Below are 26,466 nucleotides of genomic sequence, written 5' to 3'. Positions count from 1 at the left end.
TCCCCCTTCACAGCCGGTAGACCTCCTCCGCAGTCTCGTGGAGTATGCGCTCGCGCATCGGCTCGTCGATGTGAGGATGTTCGAAGATCCACGTCGGCGGGTCGTTCGTGCTGTGCGGCCAGTCGGTAGCGAACATCAGCGTGTTTTCCGCATGTTCCATCTCCAACAGCCACTCGTAGTGCTTCGGATTGTCGGGGAGACAGACGGGTTGGGTGGAGAATTTGACGTTCTCCCAGAGGTACTCACTGGGGAGTTTATCGAGGTACTTCTTGTTCTGATCGTACATTCGTTCCGCCAGTTGGACGTCCTCCGGCGTGTGCTGATAGAACTCGTCCATCCGGTAGGCGACGAAAGGCAGCCAGTGCACGCCGCCCTCCTGGTACACCACGTTCAGATCCGGATACTTGTCGAAGACGCCCGTGACGATCATATTCACCGTGTTCATAATCGCGTGCGTCGCCGGATCGAAGCCGATGGCCTCGATCCACGTCCGGATCGCGTCTCCCTCCGGCGTCGCCTTGTCGGCGTAGGAGGCGACGTCGAGGTGGAGAGAGAGCGGGAGATCCAGTTCAGTCAGTTTGTCGTACAGCTGATCGTACTCCGGATTGCCGAGCCGCCAGAACTTCCCGAACCACCCGTAGGCGGCCGCGAAGTCGGGCTCGCTGCCAACGCGGTCGAGTTCCGCCACCGCTTGCTCGGGGTCCCAGAGCGGGAGGAGGATCTGCGCGTGGATGTTGTCGTGAGCCGAAGTGACGTGTTCTAACACGTAGTCGTTGTACGCGCGGCACACCTCCTCTTTCATCCGCGGGTACGCGACCTGCGGGAGGCTCTGAAATCCGGGCGTGACGATTGGGACGTCCGTCCCCATCGACTCCATCATCGCCAAGATATCCTCGCCGGTCTTCGCCGTTCCGTGGCTGTCGACGCCGATCCCGCCAGCGTCGTTCGCCCAGGTGGGGAGCCAGTCGATGGCCTCGAACTGGTATTTCCCCCACGGCCGATCGAGTTTGTCGACGATCCGATCGTCCATATACGGGAAGAGGTCGTCGAGCATTTTGATCGAGAGGTGCACGTCGATATCGACGATGAACGCCTCGCGGACCGCTTCCGGGATTTCCGGCCTGTCCGCCGGCTGGAATTTTTTAACGGACATAGATGAGGAATAGGGAGGTTGCAGCATAAATTTGTAGGTCCGCAGAGCGACGTCGAAATGCCTTGTCAAAGGGGAATTTGTGCTCCTCGGGTGACGGACCGCATTACCGTCATCGCGAATCACCCTGGACTACATATATACGACCCGTGGGAGTACCGGTTCGATAATGACCGCCTCCTCGGACGCCACCGGCGTTTCCTACCGGACGCTGTTGACGGATTCAGCCCTGCTGGTGGTGTTTCTCTCGAGTGGCGTCGCGGCGCTCGGACTTAACGCCGCGCCCGTCGCGCTCCCGGACATCGGAAGCGAGTTCGCGCTCACCGAATCGGAGATCGGTTTGGTAATGAGTATGTTCTTTTTCACGCAGATGCTCGCAGTCCCGCTGGTCGGCGTGGGCGCAGACATCTACGGGAGACGGACCATATTGATCCCCTCGCTCGTCCTGTTCGGTGTCTCAGGAATCGCGACGCTCTGGGCAACGACCTATCCGGTGCTACTGGGGCTACGCGCCGTGCAGGGTGCGGCGTTCGCGGGCGTGTTACCGCTATCTGCCACGCTTGCCGGAGACCTCTACACCGGTGCCGAGGGATCAGCTGCGCAGGGAATACGATCGGGCATCAACGGACTCGCCAGCGCGGTCGCACCCATCGTGGCTGGCGTTCTCGTGATAATCGCGTGGCAACTGCCGTTCGTCATGTTCGCTCTGGCACTCCCGGTCGCGTTGCTCGTATACTGGTACTACCCGGAACCGCTCGACTGCGACGGTCCAGATCTCCAACGCGGAGTCGTCGTCGCGGAACTCCGCGCGTACGTCCGAACCATCTTGGCCGCGGCGAACGGTCGACTTGCTCTCTTCATCGCTGGGGGATTCACCTTGTTTTTCCTCAAGGCCAGTTTCACAACCTTCCTCCCCGTGTTCGTCGTCTCGGAGCTCGAATCGCCAGCCACCGTTGCGGGGACGGTCCTCGGCGTGTACGGCGGCATTCGTGTCATCGTCTCTCCCATTTCGGGCTCTGTGCTCCTCAGACTGGGGCGAAAAAACACGATGCTCGCGGGTATTGTTCTCGCGATCGTCGGCACCGCGGTGCTCCCGTTTTCGCCGAATGTCTGGATGTTGGTCGTTGCCACCGTATTCTACGCGCTAGGGGAGGCGGTGCTCAATCCGGTGGTCAACGACGCGGTCGCCGCGTTCGCCGACGAGGAACAACGGGCGGGAATTATGAGCGGCCTACAGTTCTTCAAGAGCGGGGCGCTCACGCTCGCACCGCTGCTGATGGGCGTTCTCATCGGCCTGGTCAGCTTCAAGGGTGCGTTCGCGTTCGCTGCAATCGCTGCGATGGCGTACGCCGTGACGCTCGCGGTGAGACTGGGTCCGGAACCGAACCCGACCGAATGAAGGGTCTCCGAGAGTGTCGGTAGAGAGCCCGAAACGAGAGTTCGTTTCCGTTTCGAGCCGGAGACGGCACAGACGGTGAACTGTCCGCATACGTTCAGTTCATAACTGTGCGAGTTCGGACCACCGGACGCCATAGCCATCAGATATGGAATGAATAATAATACAGGTTTAAGTAAGCTGGACGCTTTGATTTCTGTATGGTAAACGGTGACAAATACCAACGGGCAGTAGCGAACCGACGTCGGTTTCTCAAAACAGCCGGAGGCGCGGCGTTCGTTGGGACGGTAGCGGGGTGTCTCGGAGGCGGAGGTGGGTCGGACACCGGTGACAGCGGTGGGGACAGCGGTGGCGATAGCGGCGGTGACAGCAGTGAGGACGGGGGAGATGACCAGACTACCACTGAGTCGGGGTCGGACTTCCCGTCCGGAAACATCGACCTCATCGTTCCGTACTCCACCGGGGGTGGATTCGATGCGTATGCCCGGTTAATGGCACCGTACCTGGAGGAGGAGTTGGGGACGACGGTGAACGTACAGAACGTCACCGGGGGCGGCGGGGTCGTCGGCGCGACGCAGGCGGCGAACGCCGAACCCGACGGTCATACGCTGATTATCTGGGCGCCGAAGGAGGCCGCGTACAAACAGATCGGCCTCGACGTCGAGTTCGACGTGCGCGATTGGACCAAAATCGGATATGTCACGCAGGACCCGAACGAACTCGTCCTTATGGAGTCGGCGAACATCGACACGTGGGATCAGTTCATCGACGCCGTGCCGGACTTGAACTTCGTCACCCAGGGTCGCGGTTCGTCCGCGCATATGTTGACGGTCCTGCTCGGAGGGATGACCGGCGAGTTCGACGTCGACGCACCGAACTTCGTGCACTACGAAGGGACAGGCGCGGCGCTTGCCGGCCTGGAGTCGGGCGAAGGCAACGCCTTCACCGTCGGAACCGCCTCCTCGGCGGCGAAAGTGGTGAACGCGCTCGCCGCGGAGATGTTTGTGCTGTTCGAATCGCCGGACCACTCCGTCAACGAGTACCTCGAGGACCAGGGCATCGAGGTTATGCACCACTCGACAGATCTCGACATCGACAACATCGTCGAGTACAACGAACTCACGGTGTTCCGGCGGTTCATCGCGGCGCCGCCGGGCGTCCCGGACGACGTCCACCAACGGCTGGTCGGGGCCTTCGAGACGATCACCTCGAACGAGGAGTTCGTCCAGGAGGCCCGGGAGGCGGCACGACCCATCATCGACCCCGAAGCGGGCGAGGAGCGGGTCAGTGAGGCGATCGACACGACGTTCGATACCCTCTCTGAGGAGCCGTACGCGGGGCTGATTCGGGACGCGTTCAGTAGCTGATGTAGCAACGCCTCTTTTCGAGTCGGTACTTTCGCTGCGCCTCGTTTTTCACCGGTCGCAGACGGATAGTCGACCGGCCTGCGACGGAAACGTGAGGGATTCACGAGGCGATTCACCGGAGATCTCCGACGGTAGCGCGTAGCCGTTGACTGACCCGCAGAGCCAGCAGAAAAGACGACCGCGGCGAGAGGGCCGTTCTGGTCGGAGACTACCGAAGCGGGCGGCGGGCGAGCGGGTGTTTAGGCTCCGCGACCTCTGATTTCAGCGCCTCAGGTACGGGACGCCCTTCGACTGCGGTACAGCGGGATGGCGAGAACTAAGACGATTCCGAGGATCAGCAGGAGCGACAGCGGTCGGTTGTACAGGATCGAAGGGTCGCCCCTGGAGATCTGGAACGCCCGGTGGAAGTTCTGCTCCGCAAGCGGTCCGAGGACTAGGGCGACGATCAGCGCGACCCGGGAGAGGCCGAACTTCACCATAAAGAATCCGATCACGCCGAATCCGACGGTCAGGAGGACGTCACTGAACTGTCCGCGGATGACAAACGATCCGATGAGACCGACGATGACGACGATCGGAACCAGCGTCGTCACGTTGATCTGTGTCACCTTGATGAGGTACTTCGCCGACGCGAGGCCGACGATCGACGTGAGGACGTTCGAGATAATCAGCGCGAAGACGATGATGAACACGATTTGAAGGTTCTCTCGGAACAGCAGCGGACCGGGACTGACCCCGTTGATCACGAATGCGCCGATGAGAACCGCTGTCGAGGCCGATCCGGGGATTCCTAACCCCAGCGTCGGCACCATTGACCCGCCATCTTTGGCGTCGTTCGCCGCCTCGCTGGCGATGACGCCGTTGATGTTACCCTTTCCGAACGAGTCCGGGTCGGGGTCGGTCTGCTTCGCCTGGAGATACGCCAAAAAGTTCGCCACAGTGCCGCCAGCGCCCGGAACCGTCCCGATGATCCAACCCAACGAGGAGCTTCGGAGAAACACCTTCCAGTTTCTGAAGACGGATTTGACGCCGACGAGGACACCTTTGATGTCCGGCTCCTCCTGCGAAATGGTCGATCGCTCGCCCATCAGCTTGATCATCTCCGCGATCGCGAATACGCCGATGATCAGCGGGACGAGCGGCACCCCTGACAGGAGGTAATCGAAGTCCCACGTGAACCGAGCGCTTCCGGTCACCGGATTGAGCCCGTGGAAGGCCAGTATCAGCCCAAACCCGCCAGCGATCAGGTCCGAGATCACCGACCCCCGGGTGACGACCGCAATCGTCGCCAAACCGAGGAGAGCGAGCCAGAAAATATCGACAGAGTGGAACGCAACCGACAGCTGTCGGATGAACGGAATCGTCGCAACGAGGAGAATAACGCCCAGGATAGCGCCGAGGGCGGATGCGGTCGCACTCGCCCCAATGGCTTCGCCAGCCCTCCCCTGTCGAGTTAGCGGATATCCGTCGAACACGGTGGCCGCGTTCGGCGCGTCACCGGGAGTGTTCAGGAGGATCGCCGTGATCGAACCCCCAAACGCCGTTCCGCCGAGGTTAGCCGCGAGGATCATCAGCGCCACGTTCGCCGGGAGCGGGTACGTGATCGGAATGAGCAGCGCGAGCGCAACGGGCCCACCCAGACCGGGAAACATCCCCGCGACTAATCCGAGGAGCGTCGCGAGCAAAATGTAGACGAGGTTTCTCGGAGTGAGCACCGTGTCGATAGCGATCCGTATCGCCTCGGTCGGATCCCCCGTCTGCTGGAGCGGGAGCAACAGGTCGATCGCCGTGAATAGTTCCGTCATCGAACGACCTCCGAGGGTTCCTGCTCTCGCCTCTCCCACCGGGTTCGCCGTTCGGCGGCGGACGTCGTGCGGTCACAGCGGACCCGGTGAGTGGTCGTAGTTCCCAGCGTCCTCATAGTAGGGCTCCCAAGACGGCGATCGGGTACGCCCCCTCGTAGATGTTCGCGCCGAGCAATCGGATGAAAAACACGTACACGAAAGAGAAGGTCCCGACGCCGACGAGGGCTGCCCGGATCGGCTTCCGTTCGTACAGCAGAACGAATGAGAATAGGAATACAAGTAGCGCGAATAGGAATCCGAACGCCCAGAGTAACGCGGACAAGACGACAATCCAGAGAATCATCGCGAACTCACGTCGATAGCGAACGGCTGGCGTTACGTCGACAGCGGCCGTCTCTCCCATTCCGTCAGCCAAGTCGATGACTTCGAACGACCCCAGCGACAGCCTTCCGGATGCCGCCATAAGCACCAGTTTCAACACAACTAACCCGAGGAACGGAACGCCGACGATAAGCGGAAATAACCGGGCATCGCTGCTGTACGTCCTCGCCTCGAGGACGACGGCGAGCGTATAGAGACCCAGAATGCCGAAGAATATTCCCGACCAGAGGCGGCTGTCCACCGACGAGAGCCGCTCGAAGATCGGATCTATGGATCCCGGTGTGATCGTCATAGTTGTTGGTCATAGTTTGTGAATATAAACTTAACCCCCCGAAAGGTATGTAATAGAACAATCAATTACGCGGGTTTTGTAGACCCGCAGCTAGAGTCGGGAGACGAGTGAGACGATTCGTCTAGGGTGGGACCGTGCCGTTAACCGCGAGAGCGTGAGTCCGCGTATCGGCGTCGACCGTTACGCCAACTCTCAGACACTATTTAGATTCCCGAAACGGTTGTCAGTTTTGTACGGAGCGGGAGCGACAGTAGCGGCAATTTCCTTCTGCGGCCCGCCGGGTTCGCCCCACACCACCGTCACCTCAGTTCCCGGTTCCCGGTGCTCGACTTCGATCGTGCACAGTGAGAGCATCTCGCGGAAGTAGTAACTGTACCCCCGGAACGTCGAGACGCCGACGGGTTCCTCGTCGACGAGAACGTCGTCGGACTCCATCTTCCACTGCTGCTTGTTTGGCATCTCCATAAACTTGTACGGCTCCCCTTCCTCGAATAGCGAGGCGTAGACGTCGACGACATCGGCGTCGTCCCACACGAGCGTGACCATCGTCCGACGAGGGTTCTCGACTTCCGCCTCGAGCGCTTCTCTGCCGACGAAGTCGTGATCGAAGGCGATCCGGTTCTCCCACCCGAGCTCGACCGGGCTTCGGAACCACGCGCTGATGTCGTCGGCCTCGAAACTCCCCTCGATCGGATAACTGAGGATGTCCCGCGAAACGCGGTCCATATCCTCTAAGAGCCACTGCTGGTACTCGTCCATTTCGGGGTCGACGATGGCCGGGATGAACACCCGCCCTCGCGGCGGGAAACACGCTTCTAGGTGGTTTATTGTGGCGGTCCGGCCTCCCAAACGTCGGAGCCCGAATTCCCCTCCCGCCTCGACGATCGCGTCCCATATTTCGTCGGCGTGTTCTTGGGGCCCCTGCAGTTCGAACCCGAGTTCGCCCGCCATTCCCATCCGGAACGCCGTGACCTCGTGGCCCTCGATATCGATCGGTCCGAAGTGAATGAATTCGATATCTCGAAGCGACCCGTCGGCGACGGCTTCGAGAACCGACAGCGACGTCGGACCCTGCACTTGGAACTTGAACAGGTCGAGCTCGCGGCAGGTCGCGTCGTAGTCTCCTCGTTGCAGATTGAACTCCGTCCAGTAGCTCGGCGTGCTGTGGAGGATGAACGCCTCCTCACTGGTCCGTCGGACGACTCCTTCGGCGAGTACCTTTCCGTCCTCGTTACACTGGACAATATGTTTCCCCCGCCCGACGGCGAAGTTCTCGAACGAATTCACCGAAAGGTCCGCGAGCAGATCGATCGCCTCGGGTCCCGAGACCTCGAGATCAGAGATGAACGACCAGTCCCCGATGTAGCAGGTCTCCTTCCAGGCGAGCTGCTCGTCGATCCAGTTGGTATACTCGGACTGGCCCCACCCGGGATGGATGTACCCCGGTTCCTCGCGCATCCGTTCGACGTATTCTCTCGCCGCCGTGTCACGTGATACCTCGTCCATAGTCTGCTACCGCTACTGTAGGGGAGAGGTCAATAAATCCGTTGCCCAAAAAGTCACGCGTTTGCGCGATTTAGAGCCTCTACCGTCCGAACCTCTTCAGAGAGTTATTGTCAACGAGGAGTTGAGTGTCCGGTATGCTTTTTTGATCTCCCGAAGTCAGACGAGTATGAGACGCCGACTCGTGGACCAACTGGTGACGGCGAATCGGATCCTCGCCAACGAGGGGATCATCCGAGGCTTCGGTCACGTGAGCGTTCGAGACCCCGAGACGGAGACGGTGCTGATCTCGCAGTCGCGAAGTCCCGCGTTCGTCACCGAAGGCGACATCCTCGAACTCACTCTTGACGGAGAAGTTCTCGACGATGATCGAACAACCTACTTGGAGAACGTGATCCACCGGGCGATCTATCGGGCGCGGCCGGACGTCAACGCCGTCGTCCACCACCACGCCGAATCGGTCATCCCCTTCGCGATTACCGACGTCGAGATGCGCCCCGTCACGCACAAGGGGATGATGTTCTACGACGGCGTCCCCAAGTTCGACGATTACGACGAGGAGCGCGGCTACCTCATCGCCACTGAAGCCGAGGGCGAGCGGATGGCCGAGAACCTCGGTGACCACCGCGCGCAACTGCTTGCTGGCCACGGCGCGAACACCGTCGGTGGGTCGTTGAAGGAAGCGATCTGCGTGACGTACAACTTCGTTCTCAACGCGCGGAACCAACTCGACGGAGAGAGCCTCGGCGAGATCACGTTCGCGCCGGAGAGCGAATCGATGGTGCGAACCACCGTCGAGGAAGCGGAGCTGTCGGATGGCGTGGTGGAGCGACTGTGGGAGTACCTGTCCCGGCAACTTCCGGAGCGGTCCAAGTGAGAACGTTCTGAGCAGCATCAGTCCCTAGCCGACGAAAAAGGGGAGTCTACGGGTCGTAAACGCGTCCGTTAGGGCGAGCAGGCGCTCGATCGGCTCTCGGTGGAGTTCGGTACCCCCGGAAGTGGGACGTCGCGTACGTTATCGAGGAGGGAGACGAAGGGCTGTTCACGCGGAAACGCGCTGAACGCTGAAGTTCGCAAAGACGCGACGGTCAACGTAGAAGACGTTTTTCGTTCGGTCCTGTGCGGGGAGAGGGTGAGTCGACAGCGGAGTAGAAATCGCCCTTTCCGGGTGCCGAATCAAACTTTGAAATCCGCGTACGTGTTCGGCGCGAACAGTTCGTCGACATCCAGTTTCTCCTTCGTCAACCCCTGCTGGTGGGAGTACCTCGTCATCGTATCCAACAGCTCTCGGTTCTGCTCGACGCCGTATGGCCAATAGTCCCACCCCATCAGGTCGCGCGTCTCTTCGAGTTCGTCGATCAGCCACGGAAGGCCGACCTGGAGTTCGTTCATCTTTCCGATCCGCTCGAGGAAGTTCTGCTTCGAGCGCTCGAAGGCCTTGTACAGTTCCTTTGCGATCCATGGGTGTTCGTCGTACACGTCCTGACGAAGGACCACGGCGTGCATTATCGGGAAGAATCCCGTCTCCTGATAGTACTCCTTCTCGACGCGTTTGAAATCGGGAAACAGCCGCTCGACGGATCCCTCGTAAAATGAGGACGGCGCCCGGGCGGAAACGAGTGCGTCAAGGTCGCCCGCGTCAAGCATTCCGCTCAGCGTTCGGTCCTCCGGGATGCTGTGGAGTTCGATCTGTTCGGGGAGGTCGAGGGTAAGCTTCTCCTCGCGACCGCCCTCCTCCTCGCCGCCATGGTACCAGACCATATCCTCCGGGCAAACCCCGTACTGATCCTGGAGCATCCCCCGGACCATCAGCGAAGCGGTCATCTGGTACTCCGGAACACCGACGTTCTTCCCTTCGAGGTCGGCCGGTTCCTCGATCCCCGAATCGGGGTTGATGAAAACGCACGAGTGACGGAAGAAGCGCGAGGGGAACGCGGGGATGGCAATGAGTTCGGGCCAACCCTGGTCTCTCGCCATCAGATACGAGGACATCGACATCTCTGCCGCCTGGAACTCCTGGTGCTTGAGCATCCGCCAGAACGTCTCCTCCACCTCGAACGGAAGAAAATTCAGATCGATCCCGGTCGGTTCCACCGCTCCCGTTGCTAAATCACGCGTCCGATCGTTCAGATCACACGCGAGGGCGATTTCTGGTTTTGACACAGCGTACCAAGGCAAAACCGGCATATATACTCTTCCCCGGCGTCGAAACGGGGAGTATATCCGACGTCAGCGTCGGTGGGGGACGGCCATCCCAGCGAACGACGAGGGTCGTTTCCGGACGGAAGTTCGTCACCCACAATCCCGGCGGTCGAGCGCGTAGAACGCTACGAGTCGGGGAGGCGGTCTCGGAGGTAGTTCCAGAGCCTGTCGACGACCAAATCCGAGAGCATCACGTCTTCGACCGTCGAGCGAGCCATCTCCTCATCGTCGGCCGCGAACGTGAGCTCGCCGAGGCCCATAGCCGAGAGCTGATACTGCGCGTTCGTGACGAAGTGATACGTGGTGACGAGCGCCTCCTTAAGGCTCGATCCGACGTTGTTTGCGCCGTGTCCCACGAGGAGTTGCGCACGGTGGTCGCCGAGGTTTTCAGCCATCCGGGCTCCTTCATCCTCGGTGACGACGAGCCATCCGTAGTCGGGATCGTAATCGTCGAACTTCGGCACGCCGTCGTGGAACAGCATCCCGAGATGGTACGCCGGTCGAATGTTGACGTCCGTAACCGCGAAGGGGATGATCGGCGCGGCGTGGTGGTGGACGACGGCGTTGACGTCCGGCCGCGCCCGGTAGATCGCCCGGTGGATTACGTTCTCGAGATACGGACTGCGGTCGTCGCCTCGGAGCACCTCGCCGTCGAGGGAGAGCTCGAGAATATCGTCTTTCGTCACGAACGCCGGACTCCGTGACTGCGAGATCAAAACGGTATCAGAATCCGGGTCACGGACGCTCACGTGACCGAACCCGCTGATGATGCCCTCGTTCGCGACGATCCGGTTCGCCGTGACCAGTTGCTCAGTCAGAGACTGGGACATAGTGGTTCCTTCGATCAGCAGAGTATAATAATAGCGGTGGCTCAGGCCGGGAGCGGTCCGGTAAGCGACGTTTTCGAATCACTCACGTCGATTCGTGTTCGTTGGATGGGATTTGATTCACGGTGCGTTTGAAACAATTACCATCAGAGAAGCATCATTATGCTAGCGACCGAAATGTGCTGCGTGAGTGACTCTCTCCCATACGCTTAAGATAATGTATTTTCACTATAGACCTATGAGTACACGAAGTCTCGAGGATGTTTTACGGTCTTCTGACAACATAATTGAGACGTTCAGAGAGACGGATCTCTCGAAGGGCGGCAGCCACATGGACGCCTACCACGAGGAGTACACGAACTGGATCGAAGAGCAGCGAGCCTGGAAAGAGAGCTGCATCCTTATGGACCAGTCGTATCACCTCGCTAATTACTACATCGAGGGGCCGGACGCGCTCCGGTTGAACGCGGATCTGGGAATCAACCGCTTCGACGACTTAGACCCCGAAGATGCCCCCCGAGCCAAGCAACACCCGGTTTGCAGTCCCGAGGGGTACATCATCGGCGACCCCATCCTGTTTTATCTGGGAGCGGAGAAGGTCGTCGTCACGGGCAACCGCGGCCACGCCCAGAAGTGGATCCACTACAACCTCGAAACCGGTGACTACGACGCGACACTCAGCGATATGTACAGTCCGTACGGAGACAGTCCCCCGGTAGACTTCCGGTTCGAGATCCAGGGTCCCCACGCGAGGGCGATTCTGGAGGAGGTGATCGACGGCTCGTTCCCGGAACTGTCGTTCTTCGGGATGGATGAACTCTCCATCGAGGGAGTCGATCTCTACGTGTTAGGCCACGGGATGGCGAGCGTACCGGGGTACGAGATATTCGGGCCGTACGAGTACCACGACGAGTTCAAGAACCTGATCCTCGAGGCTGGCGAAGAGTACGGAATCCGCGAGTTGGGATCGAAGGCCTACAAGACGGCGACGCTCACGACGGGGTGGCTTCCGCCGGGCCTCCCGGCGGTTTACGACTCCGAGGAGATGCAGGGGTACCGAGAGTGGCTGGACGACGACTGCATCGAAGCGAACTGGTCGCTCGGCGGAAGCTTCACCTCCGACGACATTACCGACTTCTACCTCGATCCGGTCGAACTCGGTTATGACCGCTTTATCCATATGGAACACGACTTCGTCGGCAAGGAAGCCATCGCGGCCAAAATGGACGATTCCAAGCGAACGAAGGTCACGTTCGTCTGGGATGCCGACGACATCGTCGACGTCTACGCCTCGCTCTTCCGAGAGGGAGAGACGGACAAATTCATTCAGATGCCCGATATTTATCAACAGTGGGACCTCGGCCACTTCGACGAGATACGGAAGGACGGCGCGGTCGTCGGCACGTCGATATTTTCGGGATACGACTACAATCATCGGGAGATGCTCTCGCTGGGTGTTATCGACCGTGAATACGGCGATCCCGGGACCGAAGTAACGCTCGTATGGGGCGAGGAGGGGTCGTCGAAGCCGAGCGTCGAACGCCATAAGGAGACGGAAATTCGAGCGACCGTCGCATCCGCACCCTACGTGACTGATAGAGAGGACCTCTAACGCTCCAAGCCGCTGAACCGTGCAGATAGCGCCGATAGCGCGGACAACAATCCGATTCTGCCGAACGAGCTAAGAAGCCGATCCGAACACGGTGAGAAGGGTAATCCCGCAGACGATGATGACCGTCCCGAGCACGATGCGGTGGGAGAACAGTTCCTCCTGCCGGAACGCAAAATAGGAGATGGCGATAACGAACAGTGGCGCCAGGTTCATCAGCGGCGAGACGACGACGACGAGACCCACCTCGAACGCCAGGTAAAGCATCGGAATCGCGACGCTGCTGGAGAGCCCCGAGAGCGAAAACGAGAGCCATTGCCGACGGTTCAGGTCGATAGTGACGCCAGTGCCGAACACGTATCCCGCGGCTAGAAGCCAGGAGGTCGTGATCGTCACTGCCGCGGCGATCAACGGTGACTGAACGAGGTCGATGCCGACCTTCCTGAAGAGGTGCGAGAAACCGTACACGAGGGCGGCGACGACCGGGAATATCAGGTGCCGTCGGTCGAACGACGTGGCCCCGTCACCCCGTGCAGAACCGACGTACGCACCGCCGCAAATGACGAGAACGCCGCCAGCGAGACCGATCGCGGAGAGACGCTCGTCGAGTACGACGATGGCACCCGCCACGGAGACGAGGGGGTTCGCATAGACGATGGGTGCATTCACGTTCACGCCGAGGCGTTCGATCCCGGCGTAGTTGAACAGACGAGCGAGACCTGGTGCCATCAGACCGGCAAGGATGAAATATCGCCACCGCCAGAGATCCACGCGGAAGTCAGTAAACGCGAGTACGACGACCCACAGCGCGACCAGGTTCACCGTGAGGCTGACGAACATCGCGGCGATCGGACTCGCATCCCGAATCCCCGCCCGGATAAAGATCGCCGAAAGGGCGTAAAAGAAGACGGCGATAGTCCCGAAAATAACGGAAAGAAGAACTACGGAATCCATTTCACGTACGTAGGAGAGCAAGTCCGACGACACGCATAAGTATGTCTCTTGGGGCCGTGCTCGGCAGTGGTCCACCAGTTGTATACGGTTGGCTGGTTGTCTTCGGCTCCGAATCGCTCTGTACTGGCGGATGGAAGTGCCGAGAAGACGTCATACGGACGGCGTTCTCGAAACGTCGCGTCCGACAGGATAATGGCACTCACCACCGTCGACGGGATTATGGGTGGGGTCCTGCGGAGACTACTTCTGACCGTTAGCGTTTTCGGGCTGGTATTCGGAGCGGGGGTCGCTCCGACGGTTGCGACGGAGGTCCGAGCCGACGGCCCCGATGTCGGCGTATCGAACGGTACGATAGAGAACTCGACAGCGGAGGTGGCCCGCGATGCAACCAATCTCGTGTCGGCCGACTTCGACGCTTCACAGCCGGGAACGGCGGGCGCAAACGCTGCAAGTGGCGGCTCGAACATCGGACTCACCCAGCGCTTGCGGCTCGTCCCCGACCAACCGGGGGTCTACGGCGTCACGCACAGGTACCGACTGCCAGACCAACTCCGCGGGCTCGACGTGAGGCTCCCCGCGGAATCGACTGTCGTCTCCGCGACCGGCTTCGTCAGGAAAGAGGAGCGGACGTACGAGTGGGACGGGTCGACCGAGCGACCGAGGATCGAATACCGGATGGCGGCGAACCGCACCGTCGATCAGACCGGGCCGATCGGCGGCCCCGGCCGACTGACGTTCGTCGATGTCGGCGAGTGGGCGCTCGTCACCCGACCGGGAACGTCACACAGTTGGTCGTGGTCGGGGTCGGAAGACGTCGACCTCGATCGTTCGATGGAAGCCGCGGAGGGCGCGACCGGCACGACGATCGCGTTTCTCGGAGCTCACGAGGAATACACTCACACGGCACACGGCCAGGAGTTCCGGCTGATCGTTCCCGAGGCCGCCGATCTCGAAGAACCGCCCGAGGAGTTGTTCGCGGCGTTCTCGGATGCCTCCGATCAGCTTCGCGTCGGCGACCGCGACGAGACCGTCTTCGTCGTCGCCGCGCCGACGCCGGACGGGCTCACCTGGGGCGTCCGCGGCCTGCACACCGGCGGGTCGGATATGTGGGTCCGCGACTTCGAGCGTCTCGACGAGGCGAACAACGTCTGGCTCCACGAGTACGTCCACACCAGACAGGGGTACGTCGCGGCCGACGACGCGAGGTGGTTCACCGAGGCGAGCGCCGTGTACTACGCCGCGCTTCTCGCGCTCGAAGGAGAACGGATCGGTTACGAGGCGTTCCGCGAGCGGCTGGCATACGGCGAGGGCGACTACGACGGCTCGGTGATGGCCGAACCGGACACGTGGCAGCGGAACGCGAACTACTACGTCGGCGCGCTCGTCGCGGCCGAACTCGACCGCCAGATCCGCCTGGCGACCGACGGCGAGACGTCGTTGGAAGCGGTGTTCCGCCGGATGAACGCGGACGGCGGAACCGTCACGGCGGCCGAGTTCCGCTCATCCCTCCGAGCGACCGGCGGCGACGACGTCGCGCGACTCGGTGAGCGGTACACGACCACGACGGTCCGGCCGACGACGTGGAGCGCAGACGAACACCGCGAGGCGTTCGGCGACGGGTCGGTCCCGACGCGGGTCACGTACGAGCGCTCGTCGGAACCCGACGCCGTGTCCGTCTCCGGCGCGTATCGAAACCGTTCGGTCGATGCCGACGCGCTCACGCTCGTACCCAGCGAGCGACTCAGTTTCGACGTCGTCGCGACCAACGTCGGTGGGAGCGGCGGCTACGAGGCGACGCTCCGCGTGAACGACGAGCCGGTGGCGGCGCAGGCGGGACGACTCGACTCCGACGAGTCGGCGACGCTGACGTTCGAGCACGCGTTCGATCGAACGGGCGTCTACTCCCTCTCCGTCGGCGAGGCGACCCTCCGCGTCGACGTCCGCGAACCGGCGACGTCGCGAGTCTCGAACCTGACGGCGAACCGGACCACCCTGCCCGCAGGCGGATCCGTCGGACTCTCGGCGGCCGTGGAAAACGACGCCGACTATCCCGGCGAGGCCGACCTCGCGCTCACCCGGAACGGCACCACGTTCGAGACGCGAACGGTCCGGCTCGACGCTGGAGAGTCCTCGACGGTCGAAGCCGACGTCCGCTTGGACGAGCCGGGAATCTACGCCTTCAGCGTCAAGAACGGGCCTGTGGAACCGCTGAAAGTGACGGTCACTGAGTCCGTCGGGGGAGGGACCGATGCCAGCACACCTGGCTTCGAGGCGATGAGCGGAATCGCGGGCGTCCTCGCGACCGGGGCCGCAGCCGCGGTCCGCGCCCACAGGGCCGACCGAGACGACGCCACCGAACATTGATTGTGCAGTCGCCGCTCTGTCGGAACGATGATCAGCGGGATCCCCGCCGCACAGGCCTGCGTGATTCTCCTGACGGTGCTGGGGCTGTGGATCGGGGCGCGGCTCCTCACCGACGCCGGTATCCGCTTGGCCCGGCACTTCGGCCTCTCGGAACTCACGGTCGGGTTGACGGTCGTGGCGCTTGGGACATCGATGCCGGAACTGGCGGTCTCGGTCGACGCCGCGCTCAAAGGGACGGGCGACATCGCCGTGGGGAACGTCCTCGGATCGAACATCTACAACGTGGCGTTCATTCTGGGCGCCCTCGCGATGGTCGAGGTGCTTTCGGTCACCGACTCACTCGTTCGACGCGACGGTGCGGCGCTGCTGGTGAGCACGCTCCTCGGCGCGGTCCTCATATCCGACCTGCGGGTCACGAGACTCGAGGGGGCCGTACTCGCGCTCGCGTTCGTCGCGTACACGAGCTATCTGCTTCGGACGGCGCGGGACGGGTCTGCGGCGGAGAATCGACCACGAGAGCCGGGCGAGGCGATTCCGCTCGCAACTGATCGAGCGTCGGTTCGCGGTCGGGACGCGATCACGTTCGTCGTCGGGCTAGCGATCGTGCTCGTGAGCGGGGATTTCCTGGTTTTATCCGCCTCTGAGTTGGCCCGCAGCGCTGGCATCTCCGAGTGGATCATCGGCGGGACGATCGTCGCGGCGGGGACCTCGACCCCGGAGTTCGCCGTCTCGATCGTGGCCGTCACGAGGGGGAGCGTCGGCGTTTCGGTCGGGAACGTCCTCGGGAGCAACGTCCTCAACGTCACCGGTATTCTGGGGGCCGCGGCGCTCGTTCGTCCCCTCGAAACGAGCCCCGCCGCGCTCGAAACGCTGGCGTGGCTGGTCGCGATCACGGTCGTACTGGTCGCCGCGTTGTGGACCGGCCGAGCGCTCTCCCGCCTCGAAGGCGGGCTGCTCGCGGGCTCGGAGGTCGTCCGTTGGGTGCTCGGCCTGCTCGGCGCGATCGGGTGAGAACTCGGCGGGCGGCGTCAGCCGCCGACGAAGGCCGACGAGGCGGAAAACAGCTCCGCGACCACGCTCACGCCGCGGGATCGGCGACGACCGCGGGGCCGTTTTAGGCGTCGAGCAGTTCGGCGAGCAGCCCCTTCTGGGCGTGTAGGCGGTTCTCCGCCTGATCCCACACGAGCGCGCGATCGGACTCCAACACGTCGTCGGTGATCTCCTCGCCGCGGTGGGCGGGCAGACAGTGCATCACCTTCGCGTCGGAGTCAGCGAGCAGTCGCTCGTTCACCTGGTAGCCGTCGAAGGCCGCCAGCTTCTCGTGGCGCTGGTTCTCCTGGCCCATCGAGATCCAGACGTCGGTGTAGACGACGTCCGCGTCGTCGACGGCGTCTTTCGGATCGTCGACGACCGTCGGCTCGTGGCCCAGCTCGGCCGCTTGTTCGAGGACGGCGTCGTCCATCCCGTAGGTATCTGGCGTCGCGACCGTCAGGTCGAGCCCGACCATCGCCGCGCCGATGACGAACGACTGACCGACGTTGTTGCCGTCGCCGACCCACGCGGCCTGCACGCCGTCGAAGCCGCCGAAGGCCTCGTCGATCGTCAGCAGGTCCGCGAGCGTCTGGCAGGGGTGGGCGTCGTCGGTGAGGCCGTTGACCACCGGTACGTCCGAGTACTCGGCGATTTCGAGCAGGTCCTCGTGATCGAACAGCCGCGCCATCACGGCGTCGACGTACCGCGAGAGCACGCGGGAAGTGTCCGACAGCGGCTCGCCGTGGCCGAGTTGGATGTCCTCGGGGCCGAGGAAGATGGCGTGGCCGCCGAGCTGAGTCATCCCGGTCTCGAAGGAGATCCGCGTTCTGGTGCTGGGTTTCTCGAAGAGCATCCCCAGCGTCTGATCGGGCAGTTGCGCGTCGTCCTCGCCGGATTTGATCGCCGCCGCGCGGTCGAGGACGGTCTGCAGTTCGTCTGTCGTCAGGTCGTCGATGTCGAGAAAGTGGTCGGTTTCGAGCATCCAATCTCACTCCTGCAGGCGCTCGCAGACGTCGACCAGCACGTCGATCGAGCTGTCGTACTCCGCGAGGTCGAGGTGTTCGTTCGGCGCGTGATCCAGGTCCGAGTCGCCGGGACCGTACGTCGCCATCGGGCAGTCCCACGTCCCGGCGTAGATGTTCATATCGCTGGTTCCGGTCTTCCTGAGTAATCTCGGTTCCCCGCCCGCCTGCCGGATCGCAACGCGGAACGCGCGGGCGACCTCAGTGCGCGGGCTCGTCATCACCGGCGGAATCGGCTTCTCCCAGTGGACACCGCCGCGCGTGAGTTCACCCTCGGCGACCTCCCTGATGTCTTCGATCGTGTACTTCGGGGGGACGCGGAACTGCACGTCGACGGTCGCCTCGACGGCGAGGCCGTCCTCCGTGGGGCCGCCGTCGAAGCGGACCGGCTTCGTCGTCACGGTGTCGAAGACGCCGTCGGATTCGTCCTCGTCGAAGAACTCGGCGACGCTCGACCACCAGTTCACCGCCGACTGGATCGCGTTGTCCTCGGGGCGGGAGGAGTGCCCGAGTTCGCTCGTCGAGACGTACGTCCCGGCGAGGAACCCGCGGTATCCCAGCGTGATCCCGTCCCACCCGGAGGGCTCGCCGTTGATCACGGCCGCGGGCTGCTCGCGGTCCTCGACGAGGTGCCACGCGCCGTTGGAGCCGGTCTCCTCGCGGACCACGCCTGCGAAGGAGACGCCGGTCTCGACGGCCGCGACGGCCATCGCTGCCAGCGGGCCGGTAGCGTCGACGCTGCCGCGACCCCAGAGCACGCCGTTTTCGATCTTCACCGGCACGTCGCCGGGGACGGTGTCGATGTGCGAGGTGAGAAGGACCGAGTCGTCGGCGGGCGCGCGGACGTTGCCGACGTCGTCGATCCACACCTCGCGGTCGTGCGCCTCGAAGAAGGCCTTCAGGCGCTCTGCGGCCGCCGCCTCCTCGCCGGAGGGTGACGGGATCGAGACGAGATCCACGAGCAGCGTCTGCGCCCCGCTCAGGCCCTCGGTGAGGTTCTCCTGCACGTCGAAGACGCCGTGGTTCATCGCGAAGCCGACGGCGTTGCCCTCGCTCGCCGCACCCGGTTCGCCCTCGGCGGCCGCGACGTCCTCGTCGTCCAGTTCGGCGCTCATCCCAGCACCTCCGCGAACGACTCGACGAACTGGTCGGCGTGGGACTCGTCGATCACGAGCGGGGGGAGCAGGCGGACGACCGTCCGCCCCGCCGGGAGCGCGAGGACCTGCTCCGAGAGCGCGAGGTTCTTCAGCACGCGGTTCGCGCCGCGCTTGACTTGAATACCGATCATCAGGCCGACGCCGCGCACCTCGCGGACGGGCAGGTCGCGCTCGTCGGCCGCCGTCTCCAACTCGCTCCGGAGGTACTCGCCGACGTGCGCGGCGTTTCCGGGCACGTCCTCGTCGACGATCGTATCGAGCGTGGCGTTCGCCGCGGCGGCGACGACCGGGCCGCCCGAAAAGGTCGACCCGTGATCGCCCGGGTTCTCCGCGATCCAGTCTTTCACGAGTGTCGCACCCAGCGGGAGGCCGTTGGCGATTCCCTTCGCCGACGTGAGGATGTCGGGCTCGACGCCGACGCCCTCGCAGGCCCACAGATCGCCCGTGCGCCCGACGCCAGTCTGGATCTCGTCGAAGACGAGCGCCGCGCCCGCCGCTTCCGTCACCTCGCGGGCGTGCCGGAGGTACTCTGCGGATGCGGGGTGAATCCCGCCCTCGCCCTGGACCGGTTCCAAGAAGAGCGCCGCCGTATCCTCGTCGACGGCCTCCGCGAGCGCCTCGCCGTCTCCGTAGGGGACGAACTCGACGCCGCCCGCCAGCGGCTCGAACGGCTGTTTGTACTTGTCCTTCCACGTCATCGCGAGCGCGCCCATCGTGCGGCCGTGGAAGCCGCGCTTGGTCGCGACGATCTTCGAGCGGCCGGTCGCCGCACGGGCGAACTTCATCGCCGCCTCGTTCGCCTCGGTCCCGGAGTTACAGAGCCAGACGTTGTCGGCGTCGCCCGGCGCGAGCGTTGCCAGTTTGTCGTACAACTCCGTGCGGACGTCGACCGGATACGACGCCTGCACGTAGGTCAGTTTCGCCGCCTGCTCCTGGACCGCGTCGGTCACGGCGGGATGAGAGTGTCCGAGCGAGGCGACGGCGTAGGAGGCCCCGAAGTCGAGGTACTCCGTCCCGTCGGCCCCATAGAGGTACGCGCCCTCCCCGGATTCGATCTGAATCGGCTTCTCCGAGAAGACGAAACCGCCGCTCATTGTGTCACCTCCGTCTCGTCGGCGTCGCCCGCGTCAGTCTCGTCCGCCGAATCAGAGACCGCGCTGGCGTGGATGTGCGTGCCGCCGCCGTCGAGCGCCGAGAGGATCGGATCGTCCGCATTGGCGTCGGCGACGATGACGGTCACTGCGCCGCCATCGAGCGCCTCCTTCGCGGCCATCACTTTCTTCGTCATAAACCCTTCCGCGGCGTGGTTCAGTGCATCGAAATCCGCGGGGGTTTCGACGGCCTCGATCAGGGTCGACGCGTCGTCGGGGTCGGCGTAGACGCCGGAGACGTCCGTGAGGACGACCAACTCTCCGCCGACCGCGCCAGCGACGGCCGCGGCCGCGCGGTCGGCGTCGGCGTTGACCGCGACGCCGTCGTCTGCGAGCATCGGCACGGTGACGACGGGCGTGTACCCGCCGTCGAGGAGCGTCTCCAACAGGCCGCCGTTCACGTCGGTGATCTTCCCCGAGTGGTCGCCGCGCTTGATCTTCTTTTTGCCGTCCTCGATCACCCGCACGGCCGACTTGCGCGGGCCGGTCAGGAGGCCGCCATCGACGCCAGAAAGGCCGAGCGCGTCGACGCCAGCAGCGCGGAGCGTGACCGTGAGATCGGTGTTGAGCTTGCCGGGCATCACCATCGAGAACACCTCCATCGTGCGCTCGTCGGTGAAGCGGCCGACGACGCCTCCCGGCGTCTCGACGTAGGTGGGTTCCTCGCCGAGTGCTTCGAGCGTGTCGTCGACGGCGGTCGAGCCGCCGTGAACGACGACGACCTTCCGCCCGGCTGCGACGAGTTCGGCGACGTCTTCGACCGCGCCCGCGGGATCGACCGCGCGCGCGCCGCCGACCTTGACGACGACCGGCGGGCGCTCGGACGCGTCGCTGCCGCCGTCGGTCGCGACGTCGCAGCCGAAGGCGGCGTCACCGACGGCGACGCTGTCGGCCGGTCGACCGCCGTCGGCGCGAAGCGGTCGCGCCGCTCCGGTCTCGAACTGCTGCGTCTGGCGCGCGTCGCGTGTGTCGTCGTTGTCGGTGGGTTCGGGTGTCATACGTGTGCTTCGTGGTGCTCAGGGTGCGCCGACGGGGTGGAGCCCGGTGAACTCCAGACCGGCGGTCTCCTCGATACCGAGCGCGATGTTCGCGGCGTGGACGGCCTGTCCGGCCGATCCCTTCATCATATTGTCGATCGCGGAGAAGACGACGAGCCGGCGGTTTCCGGGGTCGATCTCGAAGCCGACTTCTCCGTAATTGGTCCCGGCGACCGCCTTCGGCTCGGGGTAGCGGTAGACGCCGCCACCGCCCGCGACGGTCCGCATAAACGGCTCGTCGGCGTAGGCGTCGCGGTAGGCTTTCCAGAGGTCGCCCTTCGAGACGGGCGCGCTCGGGAAGAGGTGACAGGTCGCGCTCGCGCCGCGGATCATATCCACCGCGTGAACGGTGAACGAGACCGAGAGGCCGAGGAACTGCTCGATCTCGGCCTCGTGACGGTGGCCGGTCGGCGCGTACGGGCGGACGATACCCGAGCGCTCGGGGTGGCTGGAGGCGTCGCCGCCGCCAGCGCCGCCCTCCGAGGAGCCGACCTTCACGTCGACGACCGCCTGCTCGTCGCCCTCCAAGATTCCGGCGTCGAACAGCGGCTTCAGCCCGAGGATCGTTGCGGTCGCGTTGCAGCCGCCGGAGGCGATGAGGCTCGCGTTCGAGAGGTTAGCCCGGTTGATCTCTGGCAGCGCGTATTCCGATTTCTCCAGGTACTCCGGGCAGACGTGCCCGTCGTACCACTCGTCGTACTGCTCCTCGGTGTCGAGGCGGAAGTCCGCCGAGAGATCGACGACCGTGTCGGCGGCGTCTTGGAACTCGTCGATGTGCTCCATCGAGACGCCGTGCGGCGTCGCCGCGAAGAGCACGTCGACCGATTCGAGGTCCTCCGGCGACGTGAACCGGAGGTCCATCTCGCGGAGATTCGGGTGAACGTGCCCGACGGTCTTGCGCTCCTTTGATCTGCTGGTCGCCTGCACGACGTCGAACTCGGGGTGCTGATACAGCAGGCGAAGGAGTTCGCCGCCGGTGAACCCGGAACCGCCGACGACGGCGGCGGTGTAGGCTGCGTCGTCACCGGCATCCGTGGGGGAAGTACTCATACGGCTGCTTCCGTTCCGGTGGCTTGTTCGGCTTTCGATTCCAGCCAGTCGACGACCGCCGCGGGAACGTCGACGTCGACGGCGTCGTTCAGCGCCTTGAACTCGACGGTGTGGTTGACCTCGTGGACCGTGTAATCCGATCCCGTCTCCATCAGGTCGACGCCGAGCAGGCCGCCGCCGACCGCGTCGGACGCGGCCGCGACGAGCTCTCTCGCGCGGTCGTCGAGCTCGAACTCCTCGACTGTCCCGCCCTTCGCCGCGTTCGTCAACCAGTGGTCGGAGGAGCGCGTCATCGCGGCAATCGGTTCGCCGTCGACGGCCAGCACGCGGATGTCGCGGCCGGGCTTCTCGACGAACTCCTGGACGTAGAACACCTTGTGCTGGTAGTGCCCGAGCGTCGCCTTGTGTTCGAGGATGGCCTCGGCGGCCGAGGGGGTCTCGACCTTCGCCATCAGGCGTCCCCACGAGCCCACGACGGGCTTGAGGACGCAGGGATAGCCGAACTCCTCGATCGTCTCCATCGCCGAGTCGACGGTGTAGGCGATCTCCGTGTTCGGCGTCGGCACGCCCGCGCGTTCGAGCGCCAGGCTGTTTTTCACCTTGTCGGCGCAGATGTCGGCCGTCTCCGCGCCGTTGACGACGGGGATGTCGTAGGCGTCCAAGAACTGCGTCGTGTAGAGGCTGCGGCTCGTCGCCAGACAGCGATCGACGACGAGGTCGACCCCGTCGATCGATTCCGGCGGTTCGGCGATGTTGAACTGCTCGGCCCGGACGTCGATCTTCTCCACCTCGTGGCCGCGCTCGCGTAACTCCGTGAGGAGGAGCTTCTCGTCCCTCCGAATCCGGGAGTAGAGCAGCCCAACCTTCATCTTATTCGCCCCAGTCTTCTTCGAGTTCGGGGGCTTCTTCGAGTGTGATCGGGTCGACCGAGACGACCTCCAACTCCGCGCCCGTCGCGGGGCTGTCGACGATTTCGCCGACCTCGACGTCGGCGGGGATCTCGATCTCTTCTCCGGTCAGCGGGTCTTCTGCGGTGATGGTTGCTGCCATACGAGTCGATGGGCGAGGAACCGACTTAAACCCATCGAAGTTGTCGGATAAATTAACTGACCTGAGATACCACTACCGACGAAAAACAGTCGAACGATCCGTCCGTGTGAAATCGATGTCTGATTTCATATATGAATGGTCCCGGGAGGGACCCGTCGCGGTCGGGGCCGCCGACAGAGTCGAGACGGCGGGTCCGATTGTCGCGCGCGGCGACGCGGACGCACCGAATCACACATAGCCCTCGACCTCCGTTCGGAGCGTTTCCGCGGCGTCGTCGAGCGCGTTCGTGCGGTCGTCGTAGGCCGCGCGATCCGCCGCGAGCGACGCTTCGGCGTCGTCGAGCTGGGTCGCGACCGCCGCCGGTGCGGGGCCGCCGAGGGAATCGCGGCTCGCGACGCTCTCGACCGGATCGAGCGCGGCTTCGACGCGCTCGCGGCTCACGTAGGCGAATAGGGAGTCGCCGAGCACGTTCGCTGCGACCTCGTCAAGTGTTGCGAGATCGGGCGTCTCGCCGTCAGCGCGCTCGGCCGCCGCCGCGAGAACCTCGTGGGCCGTGCGGAACGGCACGCCCGCCATCGCGAGCGCGTCGGCGACGCCGGTCGCCGTGGAGAAGCCGTCTCCGGCCGCCGCTTCGAGCGTCTCTTCGGGCCACTCGGCGCTGGCGACCGCGCCCGCGACGACCGCGGTCGCTTCCGACACCGCGTCAACCGTCTCCCACGCGTGCGGCGTCGCGCGCTGAAGGTCGCGGTTGTACGCGCGCGGCAGTCCCTTCAGCGTCGTCAGGAGACCGGTCAGGCCCCCGATCGCGTCGCCAGCGACCGCGCGGACGAGCTCTAAGGTGTCGGGGTTCACCTTCTGCGGCATGATCGATGACGTCGAGGAGTACTCGTCGGCGAGGTCGACGAAGCCCTTGTTCGCGAAGATCACGAGATCCTCGGCGAGGCCGGAGAGCGTCGTCGCGTGCGTCGCGAGCGCCGCGGTCGACTCCGCGAGGAAGTCTCTTCCAGCGGAGGCGTCCGTCGAGTTCGAGACGACGCCGTCGAAGCCGAGCAGGTCGGCCGTGCGTTCGCGGTCGATGTCGAACGGCGTCCCCGCGAACGCGGCCCCGCCGAGCGGCGAGCGGTTCACGCGGTCGTAGGCGTCGACGAGGCGCGCGGTGTCGCGGGCGAACGCCGACTCATAGGAGAGGAGAAAGTGCGCGACCGTCGTGGGCTGAGCGGGCTGGAGGTGCGTGTAGCCGGGCATCACGGTGTCGACGTGCTCGGCGGCAGCCTCGGTGAGGGCCTCGCGGAGCGCGAGCGTCGCCCCGATCGAGTTCAGCAGATCCTCGCGGAGGCGGTAGCGGATGCAGGTCGCGACCTCGTCGTTGCGGCTGCGCGCGGTGTGCATCTTGCCACCGTCGGGGCCGACGCGGTCGACGACGCCCGTCTCGATCGCCTCGTGGACGTCTTCACCCTCGGGGAGCGCCCCGTGCCCTGCCGATTTGACGTCGGCGAGCGCGGCGAGGATCTCGCCCGCGACGCCGTCAGCGACGATGCCCTGTTCGGCGAGCATCACCACGTGCGCGCGGTCGACGGCGAGGTCGGCGGCGAAGATGCGCTCGTCGGCCGCGAGGCTGGACATAAATCCGCGCGCTGGGCCGCCGCTGAAGCGGTCCCGGCGGACGACGCCGGAGTCCCCCTCCCGAGATGGATCGTCCTCGCCCGTCATATTTCACTCCCAGTCGCCTTCGTCGTCGCCCTCGGCGGCCTCGATCGCGGCGTTCGCGAGGCGAGACTGGAAGCCGTGGTACTTCGCGACGCCCGTCGCGTCCTGCTGGGTGATGTCGCCGACGCCGGAGGTGTTGAACGAGGCGGCGTCCTCGGAGTAGGCGGCGTACTCCGACTCGCGGGCGACCGGGCGCGCCTGCCCGCCCTGGAACTTGATCGTCACCGTGCCGGTGACGCGCGTCTGCGTTTCGTCGATGAAGCCTTCGAGCGCGCCGACGAGCGGGTGGTCGACGAGGCCTTCATAGCCCTTCTGGGCCCACTCGTTGTCGATAGAGCGCTTGAAGTCGCGCTCGTCTTTCGTGAGTACGAGCTGTTCGAGGGCCTCGTGAGCGGTCAGGAGCGTCGTCGCCGCCGGGTGCTCGTAGTTCTCGCGGACCTTCAGCCCGAGCATCCGATCTTCCATCATATCCGTGCGGCCGACACCGTATTTCCCGGCCTGCTCGTTCAGCGCGCCGATGAGATCGGCGGGAGACAGGTCCTCGCCGTCGAGCGCGACGGGGTATCCGTCCTCGAACGCGATCTCGACCAGTTCGGTCTCCGTCGCGTTCGCGGGGTCGTCGGTCCACTCGTAGATGTCTTCCGGGGGTACGTAGCCGGGGTCTTCGAGGTTTCCACCCTCGATCGAGCGGCTCCAGAGGTTCGTGTCGATCGACCAGACGCCGGAGTTACCCGACTGGACGGGGAGGTCGTGCTCTTCGGCGTACTGCTGCTCCCACTCGCGGGTGAGTTCCAGTTCGCGGACCGGAGCGATGACGTCCAGGTCGGAGGCGCGCCAGATGACCTCGAAACGGAGCTGGTCGTTGCCCTTGCCGGTGCAGCCGTGTGCGAGCGCGTCGCAGCCCTCTGCCTCGGCGACCTCCAGGATCGCGTTCGCGATGACCGGGCGCGCGAGCGCCGTGCCGAGCGGGTAGCCCTGGTAAGTCGCGTTCGCGCGGACGGAGTCGAAACAGAGGTCCGCGAACTCGTCTTTCGCGTCGACGACGTGCAGATCCAGTCCGTGTGCGTCGGCGGTCTCCTGTGCTTCCTCGAACTCGGATTCGGGCTGCCCCACGTCGACGGTCACGCCGACGACTTCGTCGTAGCCGTACTCCTCCTGCAGGAGCGAGACGCAGACTGTCGTGTCGAGGCCGCCCGAGAACGCGAGTGCCACGCTTGTCATTATATCTCCGAATCAGACGCTCTTCCGTATAAATTACACGGTTTGGGGTTTGGAAATTAAACCGCAGAGATGCCTATAGAGACGCTACTCGCTTGTGAGTTGATTCGGTACGGCGATGAAGTGAGGTAATAGTGGGCCTAAGGGGCCCGTCGTCGCGGTCGCCGCGCGGCGTCGGTCGCCCCGGTCGAA

Annotated in this window: 22 protein-coding genes; 6 read left to right on the top strand and 16 right to left on the bottom strand. The window is 64.0% G+C overall.

What is annotated here, in order from left to right; all coding sequences use genetic code 11:
• Positions 1-7: 7 nt before the first annotated feature.
• Positions 8-1,153, bottom strand: a complete 1,146-nt coding sequence (locus FJT57_RS09980) for an amidohydrolase family protein (protein ID WP_162524330.1) — start codon at positions 1,151-1,153, stop codon at positions 8-10.
• 166 nt (positions 1,154-1,319) lie between these two features.
• Between FJT57_RS09980 and FJT57_RS09975 the strand changes: the two genes are divergently transcribed.
• Together FJT57_RS09975 and FJT57_RS09970 are read left to right on the top strand one after the other, a co-directional pair.
• Positions 1,320-2,549, top strand: a complete 1,230-nt coding sequence (locus FJT57_RS09975; protein ID WP_144904736.1) for an MFS transporter — start codon at positions 1,320-1,322, stop codon at positions 2,547-2,549.
• Between the two features lie 197 nt (positions 2,550-2,746).
• On the top strand, positions 2,747-3,913 hold the full coding sequence (locus FJT57_RS09970) for a substrate-binding domain-containing protein (RefSeq protein WP_144904734.1): 1,167 nt from the start codon (positions 2,747-2,749) through the stop codon (positions 3,911-3,913).
• Between the two features lie 269 nt (positions 3,914-4,182).
• Here FJT57_RS09970 and FJT57_RS09965 read toward each other — a convergent pair whose 3' ends face one another.
• From FJT57_RS09965 to FJT57_RS09955, 3 genes are all read right to left on the bottom strand, one after another.
• Positions 4,183-5,718, bottom strand: a complete 1,536-nt coding sequence (locus tag FJT57_RS09965) for a tripartite tricarboxylate transporter permease (RefSeq protein WP_144904732.1) — start codon at positions 5,716-5,718, stop codon at positions 4,183-4,185.
• 112 nt (positions 5,719-5,830) lie between these two features.
• On the bottom strand, positions 5,831-6,391 hold the full coding sequence (locus FJT57_RS09960; protein ID WP_144904730.1) for a tripartite tricarboxylate transporter TctB family protein: 561 nt from the start codon (positions 6,389-6,391) through the stop codon (positions 5,831-5,833).
• A 192-nt stretch (positions 6,392-6,583) separates the two neighbouring features.
• Positions 6,584-7,897 carry an aminomethyltransferase family protein gene (locus FJT57_RS09955; protein ID WP_203229142.1) on the bottom strand — a complete coding sequence of 438 codons (1,314 nt, stop codon included), beginning with the start codon at positions 7,895-7,897 and terminating at the stop codon, positions 6,584-6,586.
• Positions 7,898-8,063: 166 nt separating this feature from the next.
• Between FJT57_RS09955 and FJT57_RS09950 the strand changes: the two genes are divergently transcribed.
• A complete protein-coding gene (locus tag FJT57_RS09950) occupies positions 8,064-8,771 on the top strand; it encodes a class II aldolase/adducin family protein (RefSeq protein ID WP_162524329.1) in 708 nt (235 codons plus the stop codon).
• A 299-nt stretch (positions 8,772-9,070) separates the two neighbouring features.
• Here FJT57_RS09950 and FJT57_RS09945 read toward each other — a convergent pair whose 3' ends face one another.
• Together FJT57_RS09945 and FJT57_RS09940 are read right to left on the bottom strand one after the other, a co-directional pair.
• Positions 9,071-10,057, bottom strand: coding sequence for a PhnD/SsuA/transferrin family substrate-binding protein (locus tag FJT57_RS09945; protein WP_144904724.1), 987 nt, complete (start codon positions 10,055-10,057; stop codon positions 9,071-9,073).
• A 164-nt stretch (positions 10,058-10,221) separates the two neighbouring features.
• Entirely contained in the window at positions 10,222-10,926 is a 705-nt protein-coding gene (locus tag FJT57_RS09940) for a class II aldolase/adducin family protein (protein ID WP_144904722.1), read from the bottom strand.
• Between the two features lie 235 nt (positions 10,927-11,161).
• Between FJT57_RS09940 and FJT57_RS09935 the strand changes: the two genes are divergently transcribed.
• Positions 11,162-12,535, top strand: coding sequence for an aminomethyl transferase family protein (locus FJT57_RS09935; protein WP_162524328.1), 1,374 nt, complete (start codon positions 11,162-11,164; stop codon positions 12,533-12,535).
• A gap of 69 nt (positions 12,536-12,604) precedes the next feature.
• Here the strand turns inward: FJT57_RS09935 and FJT57_RS09930 are convergent, their stop codons facing one another.
• Positions 12,605-13,486 carry a DMT family transporter gene (locus FJT57_RS09930; RefSeq protein WP_144904718.1) on the bottom strand — a complete coding sequence of 294 codons (882 nt, stop codon included), beginning with the start codon at positions 13,484-13,486 and terminating at the stop codon, positions 12,605-12,607.
• Between the two features lie 192 nt (positions 13,487-13,678).
• On the opposite strand from FJT57_RS09930, the gene FJT57_RS09925 reads away from it, so the two are divergent.
• Both FJT57_RS09925 and FJT57_RS09920 read left to right on the top strand, forming a co-directional pair.
• Positions 13,679-15,850 (top strand): M61 metallopeptidase family protein, encoded by a 2,172-nt coding sequence (locus FJT57_RS09925; RefSeq protein ID WP_144904717.1) that lies wholly within the window; start codon positions 13,679-13,681, stop codon positions 15,848-15,850.
• A 27-nt stretch (positions 15,851-15,877) separates the two neighbouring features.
• Positions 15,878-16,861, top strand: coding sequence for a calcium/sodium antiporter (locus tag FJT57_RS09920; RefSeq protein WP_144904715.1), 984 nt, complete (start codon positions 15,878-15,880; stop codon positions 16,859-16,861).
• Positions 16,862-16,964: 103 nt separating this feature from the next.
• On the opposite strand, the gene argF is transcribed toward FJT57_RS09920, so the two are convergent.
• From argF to FJT57_RS09875, 9 genes are all read right to left on the bottom strand, one after another.
• A complete protein-coding gene (gene argF / locus FJT57_RS09915; protein WP_144904713.1) occupies positions 16,965-17,864 on the bottom strand; it encodes an ornithine carbamoyltransferase in 900 nt (299 codons plus the stop codon).
• 6 nt (positions 17,865-17,870) lie between these two features.
• Positions 17,871-18,932 carry a [LysW]-lysine hydrolase gene (locus FJT57_RS09910; protein WP_394348814.1) on the bottom strand — a complete coding sequence of 354 codons (1,062 nt, stop codon included), beginning with the start codon at positions 18,930-18,932 and terminating at the stop codon, positions 17,871-17,873.
• An 83-nt stretch (positions 18,933-19,015) separates the two neighbouring features.
• Positions 19,016-20,155 (bottom strand): aspartate aminotransferase family protein, encoded by a 1,140-nt coding sequence (locus FJT57_RS09905; RefSeq protein WP_144904708.1) that lies wholly within the window; start codon positions 20,153-20,155, stop codon positions 19,016-19,018.
• Complete coding sequence (locus FJT57_RS09900; RefSeq protein ID WP_144904707.1) at positions 20,152-21,210, bottom strand: acetylglutamate/acetylaminoadipate kinase; 1,059 nt, start codon at positions 21,208-21,210, stop codon at positions 20,152-20,154. The genes FJT57_RS09905 and FJT57_RS09900 overlap by 4 nt, the downstream gene beginning before the upstream one ends.
• An 18-nt stretch (positions 21,211-21,228) precedes the next feature.
• On the bottom strand, positions 21,229-22,299 hold the full coding sequence (gene argC, locus FJT57_RS09895; RefSeq protein ID WP_144904705.1) for an N-acetyl-gamma-glutamyl-phosphate reductase: 1,071 nt from the start codon (positions 22,297-22,299) through the stop codon (positions 21,229-21,231).
• The gene (gene lysX / locus FJT57_RS09890) at positions 22,296-23,168 is read right to left on the bottom strand and encodes a lysine biosynthesis protein LysX (protein ID WP_144904702.1); all 873 of its coding nucleotides are present in this window, start codon (positions 23,166-23,168) and stop codon (positions 22,296-22,298) included. Before lysX ends, argC begins: the two co-directional genes overlap by 4 nt.
• A gap of 1 nt (position 23,169) precedes the next feature.
• Positions 23,170-23,349 carry a lysine biosynthesis protein LysW gene (gene lysW, locus FJT57_RS09885; RefSeq protein ID WP_144904700.1) on the bottom strand — a complete coding sequence of 60 codons (180 nt, stop codon included), beginning with the start codon at positions 23,347-23,349 and terminating at the stop codon, positions 23,170-23,172.
• A 228-nt stretch (positions 23,350-23,577) separates the two neighbouring features.
• Positions 23,578-25,059 carry an argininosuccinate lyase gene (gene argH / locus FJT57_RS09880; RefSeq protein ID WP_144904698.1) on the bottom strand — a complete coding sequence of 494 codons (1,482 nt, stop codon included), beginning with the start codon at positions 25,057-25,059 and terminating at the stop codon, positions 23,578-23,580.
• A gap of 3 nt (positions 25,060-25,062) precedes the next feature.
• Positions 25,063-26,277, bottom strand: coding sequence for an argininosuccinate synthase (locus tag FJT57_RS09875; protein ID WP_144904695.1), 1,215 nt, complete (start codon positions 26,275-26,277; stop codon positions 25,063-25,065).
• Between the last annotated feature and the right edge of the window lie 189 nt (positions 26,278-26,466).

It is taken from the genome of Halobellus captivus, from assembly GCF_007655485.1.
In the GTDB taxonomy this organism is placed as follows: domain Archaea; phylum Halobacteriota; class Halobacteria; order Halobacteriales; family Haloferacaceae; genus Haloquadratum; species Haloquadratum captivum.
This window is presented reverse-complemented; position numbering and strand designations above follow the sequence as displayed.